Source organism: Streptomyces sp. NTH33 (genome assembly GCF_003236365.1).
GTDB lineage: Bacteria > Actinomycetota > Actinomycetes > Streptomycetales > Streptomycetaceae > Streptomyces.
The window spans coordinates 1-5,757 of the sequence record NZ_POTZ01000439.1 but is presented as its reverse complement, the minus strand read 5'-3'; the positions used below and the strand labels follow the sequence as shown (position 1 = coordinate 5,757).

At 71.3% G+C, this 5,757-nt stretch carries 4 protein-coding genes and 1 pseudogene; 3 read left to right on the top strand and 2 right to left on the bottom strand.

Annotation, left to right across the window (positions count from 1 at the left end; all coding sequences use genetic code 11):
• The coding region (locus tag C1I97_RS29845; RefSeq protein WP_181446972.1) for a plasmid pRiA4b ORF-3 family protein at positions 1–591 on the bottom strand (591 nt) is incomplete at its 3' end.
• Positions 592–941: 350 nt separating this feature from the next.
• On the opposite strand from C1I97_RS29845, the gene C1I97_RS41915 reads away from it, so the two are divergent.
• Positions 942–1,799, top strand: coding sequence for an IS5 family transposase (locus C1I97_RS41915; RefSeq protein WP_258382800.1), 858 nt, complete (start codon positions 942–944; stop codon positions 1,797–1,799).
• A 794-nt stretch (positions 1,800–2,593) separates the two neighbouring features.
• Here the strand turns inward: C1I97_RS41915 and C1I97_RS41910 are convergent.
• Positions 2,594–3,763 (bottom strand): annotated as a pseudogene (locus C1I97_RS41910) (recombinase family protein); the annotation flags it as partial.
• Between the two features lie 293 nt (positions 3,764–4,056).
• Between C1I97_RS41910 and C1I97_RS39400 the strand changes: the two are divergent.
• Positions 4,057–4,230, top strand: coding sequence for a transposase (locus C1I97_RS39400; RefSeq protein ID WP_146608332.1), 174 nt, complete (start codon positions 4,057–4,059; stop codon positions 4,228–4,230).
• 570 nt (positions 4,231–4,800) lie between these two features.
• A partial coding sequence (locus C1I97_RS29830; RefSeq protein ID WP_111006218.1) for a hypothetical protein occupies positions 4,801–5,757 on the top strand: 957 nt, incomplete at its 3' end.

Below are 5,757 nucleotides of genomic sequence, written 5' to 3'. Positions count from 1 at the left end.
GGCGGCCGGGTCGAAGCCTTCCTCGTACAGGCCCGCCAGCACCTCGTCCTGCAGGCCGTCGTACTCCACCCACTCCTCATCGCCGTGCCGGACAGGCATGGGGCTCGGCCGCTCCCCATCCGCGTACCGCTCCAGCAGTCCGGCCAGTCCCCACACACCGCCGAGGTCCTCGGCGGGCGGCATGGCCCGGCGCCCGCCCGTGCACACCGCGTACTCCCCCTCGCCCTCCCGGGCGGGGCGCACCGCCTCCACCGTGATCCGGTGCAGCCAGTCGTCGCCGAAGTCGTACGTGTAGTCCATGCGATCGCCGGTGCCCGGCAGGACGTCCGCGAGGGCGGCCTCCTCCTCGTCGAAGACCGGGATGTCGAGGTCCTCCGGAGGGGCGTACCGCCCGCCGGAGCGGTCCTCGAAGGCGTGCAGGTGCATGCCCTCCCAGCCGAACGTCACCTGGATCACGTCGTGCAGCGACCCCAGGGTCATGTCCGAAGGCACCACCAGCCGCCGCCACACCGGAGGTTTCATCCCCACCAGGGCGACCTTGAGCTGGTGGACGGGAGCAGTGCGCTCCCCGGGGCTCCGCTGCACGGTCATGGCTGAGGGCTTCCCACTCGTCGGAGGCGTAAGCACCGGGGCACGCGACGCGCCCGTCACTGTACGCCGAACGGCTGATCCCGCCATTCTTGCAGTCCTGAGTGCCCGTCCATCAACTGATCGTTGAGGCGGCGGAGCGGAATCGGTGAAGTCGTCCGGACGAGCAGGACCTCTTGGTAGCAACAGCGGTGTCGAAGCCGGCCGCTGCACCAAGAGGTCCCGTCATGCCGTTGTACGCCACCGGGCCGTCCCCTGTCTTGGCAGTCGGGGAAGTCGGCTGCTCCTGCGCCGCGTGCGGGTTCGGTCACGGCGCCGGCCGCCCTGCCCGTCCGCGTCGCTACACCACGGACATGACGGATGCGGAGTGGCAGGTCATCGCACCGCTGCTGCCCTGGCCGACCTGGCTGGACGGCTACGGCGGGCGCCCGGAGGAGTACTGTCGACGCCTGGTCATCGACGCCATCTGCTACGTCGCCGACAACGGCAACAAGTGGCGCAACCTGCCCGCCGACTACGGCATTCACTGGAAGACCCTGCACGCGATCTTCGCCCGGTGGAGCCGGGACGGCTTCGCCCTCGCCCTCCACAACGACCTGCGCGAGAAGGTCCGCCGGGCCGAGGGGCGCGAGGGCGAACCGAGCGCCGCGATCATCGACTCGCAATCGGTACGCGCGGCCGAGACCGTCGGCGCCGACACGCGCGGATGGGATGCGGGCAAGAAGGTCGGAGGCCGCAAGCGCCACGTGATCGTGGACACGATCGGCCTGGTCCTGGTCGTGCTGGTCACCGCTGCCGGCGTCCAGGACCGCGACGGTGCTCGGCCCGCCCTGGCCTTCCTGCGCGAACTGTACGAGAGGATCACCCTGGTGTGGGCCGACGGCGGCTACGCCGGCAAGCTCGTCGACTGGGCGAAGGAGAAACTCCAGCTCACGCTGGAGATCGTCAAACGCAGCGACGATGTCAAGGGCTTCGTCGTCCTTCCACGCAGGTGGCTGGTGGAGATCTGTCAAGCACAGTGCACTCATGGAGTCTGTTGCTCTGCCGTCTCGGCGGTCTCGGTCCAGATGCGGCGGCTGTACCAGCCGGGCGGACGGGTGCGGCGTTCGCGGAGTTCGGCGAGTTCTCGCTGGTCGGCGTGGGCGATGAGGCGGTGGGGCCAGCAGCTCTCCCGGCGGGTGGTGATCCAGCCGCGGTTGATCCAGGCGTAGAGGGTGGAGGTGGTCATGTCCAGCTCGGCGGCCAGGTGCCCCAGCCACCACTCGTTGGGGCCGGGCTCCTCGCCGGGTGGTGCGGGGCGGTGCCGGTGGACACGGCCTGCGGGGCAGGCGAGGCGGCGGATGAGGTCGCGGACGGTGGCTGCGGAGATCCGCTTGCCGCCCTTCGCGGGCCGGAAGCCCTCGGCTTCCAGACGGTCGGCGATCCCGCCGGCTCCTATGCCCTGGCCTGCGAGTTCGCGGATCCGATCGGTCAGTTGCGGATAGCAGCTGAGCTGTTCCAACCGCTGGACCGGGCGGATGACCTCTCCCGCCGTGGTGGTCCCGCCGGCCCAGACGATGGTGACCTTCACCCGCTCGCTGGTGCCGAGCACGGTCACCACGACCTTGTCGACGACCGCGCGGACGATCTCCTTGCGGTCCGCCGTCGTGGTGCTGCGGGCACGCCACAGGCCCTCGATGTCGCCGGCCAGGGCCGTGATGGTCTGCCGCTCGGCCGGAGTGAGGATGCGCGGACTGCTGCGGGTGAAGCGGTCGTAGTCCTCGCGGAGCCGCTGCTGGGCGGCGAGTGCGTCCTCCCACTCCTTCTCCAACTGGCGTACGACCAGGCGGTTCTCCGGTTCGGCGAGGTGGTGGCTGCGGCGGGCCCGGTCGGCTTCTTGCGCGGCGCGTTCCAGCCGTTGCGACCACAGCCGTTCCAGCTCGGCCCGCTCGGCCAGGACCTGGTCGGCCGCGCGCAGGGACACCTCGACGGCGGCGGGCGTCAGCGCCGCGAGGACCTGCTGCTCGACGAAGGCGTCCACACAGGCGGCGTTGAGCAGCTGGCAGCTCTTCTGCGCGCCGTAGTTGGTCACGTCCCGGGCGCACACGTACTCGGGCAGGGCCTTGCTGTGCTGGGTGTGGTAGCGCACGCTCATGCGCCGGTTGCAGCGTCCGCAGTGCACCAGCCCGGCGGTGAGCGCGGGGCCGCCTCGCACCGCGCCCATGGCGTCGGCACGGGCGCGGTTGGCCGCCAGTCTCGCCTCGTTCGCCTCGAACCGGGCGACGGTGATGTAGGCGGGCAGGACATTCGGGATCATCACATGCCATCCGTCCCGGGAGCGGACGACCCGTCCGGTGCTCGGCCGGGCCGGGTCCTGGCGGCGCGGGTCGACCCGGCGCCGCCCGTAGGCGTAGATCCCGGCATAGGCGGGATTGTGCAGCAGGGTCTGCAGCGTCATCCGGTTCGGCCTGCGCCACTCCAGGGTGCCCTTGTCCGGCCCCTCCCGCAGCCGGATGCCCAACTGGATGTCGTGGTCCACGAGATAGCGCAGCACACCGTGCAAGGTGCCGAGCCGCTCGAACTGCGCGAAGATCAGGCGGATCACGGTCTGCACCTGCTCGTCCGGATCAAAAGCGACCTCCCCGGACGGGCGACGGACATAGCCGCTGGGCAGGGGGAAGGCCAGCTCGCCGCGGCGGGCCTTGTTCAGGCGCCCGCTCCACATCCGCTGCTTGATCAGGTGCAGTTCGGCCTCGCTCATCGTGCCCTTGAGCCCCAGCAGCAGCCGGTCGTTGTACTCGGCCGGGTCGTAGACCCCGTCGAGGTCCGCCAGCACCGCACCCGACAGGGCACACAGCTCGATCAGCTGGTACCAATCCCTGCCGGAGCGGGCCAGCCGGGACATCTCGACCCCCAGCACCAGCCCGACGTGGTCCAGCCCGATCTCGGTGACCAGACGCTGGAAGCCGGTGCGGGCCACCGCACTCGCCCCCGACCTCCCCAGGTCCTCGTCGATCACCAGGATCCGGTCCGCCTGCCAGCCGAGCGCGACCGCCCGGTCCACCAGGGCGTACTGCAACCGGGTCGACTCCTGGTGATCGACGAGCTGCTGCCGCGTGGACTGGCGGACATAGACCACCGCGAGCCGCTGCAGGTGCCGATCGTCGACCTTGCTGCCGGGCCGCCCCCACGGCATCACCGAGGTCATCGCCGGTCCCGCTCACTCGCCATTGCGGCAACCGGCAACGCGCGGCTCGCCAGCCGCACCAACTGCCCCACCACCGCCTGCCGGTTCACCTCCGGCAGTACTGCCCACACCTGCCCGTCCGGCACCACCGGAAACGTTCTCTGGGGCCGACGTCACTCCCATCGCACATGGCGACTCATCTCCCTCGCCACGGTCCCGCAGCCGCTCGGCCACCGCGGCCAGCCGCAGCAGGCCCTCACGGCCGATTATCGGCGCCCGCTCACTGTCCAGACCATCCATATGTGCAGTGTGACTGGGCGATGCAGCGCACCCTGTCGTGGATCTTCCAACACCGCCGCTGCGTACGCGACTACGAACGCTTACCCGAGCATCACGAGGCCATGGTCCTGTGGTCCATGACCATCCTCATGCGGCGCAGACTCGCCCGCGCCGGGGCCCGCACAGACGGGAAATGATCAGTTCGCGGACAGGCACTGAGTCTCTCAAGCGAGCCGGTCCGCAAGAGCAAGCATCCCAGCGGCGGCAACGATCACCGCTGAGCAGATGACCATCACGGCCCGGCCCCCGCCGTCACGCTGGGCGTCGGCGCCCGGGTCATCGCGATCGGGCCGGGCGCCGGTAAGCCCGGGCGGTGCCGCATGGGGTACCGCGTCGTCGACGCGAGGATGCACGCCCGGACCAACGCGTGATCAGGATTTTCGACACAGCACCGTCGCCGCCATCACCCGTTCAGCCCACGCTGCCTTCCCGGCGGCGCCCACCCGGGGCCGCGGGGTCGGGCCGCCCCGGAAGGTCTTCCCCGCCTGCTGCCTTGGGCCCCACAGGGGTGGCAGGCGGCAGGCAGGAAGCGTCCCGGCCGGTCCTGGCCGTACCGGACGCGAACCCAGCCGCCGGGCAATCCTGCGGGGGGTCCCACAGGATGGTCCCTGGTTGCCCGGCCTCGGCAATGCCCGGCAGGCAGCCGATTCCCGAGGCGCGGCGAGCGTGGGCCGGCCGCCTGACCCCCACCCCCAGGGAGCACCCCCATGACAGTGATGACGGACGCGCTCGTACCGGCGCTGGAGGACACCCGCCAGGCGCATGCGGCGCTCGTCGACCGGTTGCGGGCCGATGCGACGCTCACGCCGCCCGGCCCGTACCGGCAGATGCTCGAGCGCCAGGTGGACGGCGTCCAGGACAGCCTCCAGCGCATCGAGGACCACGTGCGCGAACTGCGGCCCCGCCGCGGACTGGTCGGGGACAGCGTCGATATCGCGCGGCTCATCTCGCGCAGCGCCGTGCGCACCGCCATGCTGCCGCTGACCATCGGCTCCACCCTCGTGACGGACATGCTGCGCGGCCGGCGGCCCCACGACGAGCGGCGGCTGCTGAAAAACGCCCAAGACGAGTACGCGGTCACCGCCCGGGCGCTGGCGGCCTGCCGGGCCGGGCAGAGCATCGCCGAAGAGGCCCACGACCCGGTCACCGCCGACCTGCTCGCCGCCCTGCGCCGCCAGGACGAGGAACTGCTCGAACAACTGGAGGACAGCGTCGCCCAGAACGCCCGGGCCGTGGCGGCCGCGTCCAACGGCTTCGTCCAGGAGAACGGCGGCGGCTGGGCCGACGCGGCCGCCCGCGCCGTGCGGACCGCCGCCGGCCGGGTGCAAGACGTCGCCCAGACCGGCAGCCGGCGGGCCCGGAGTGCGGCCGGGGGCGCGGTGCGCGAGATGCCCGAGCCGACCCGCATGGCCGAAGAGGTCCAGGGTGCGGTGACCCGGGAGGAGGAGTTGCCGATCGCCCGCTTCAGCCAGCTGAGCATGGAGGAGATCAAGCAGCAGCTGCGTCCGCTGTCCCAGTCGGACCTGACGGTCATCGAGGGCTACGAGCGCACCCACGCCAACCGGCCGGGAGTCCTGGACGCCATCGAGCAGCTGCGCGGCAGCGAACCCTGGCCCGGCTACGACACCATGAGCCCGGACGAGATCACCGCCCGGCTGCAGAAC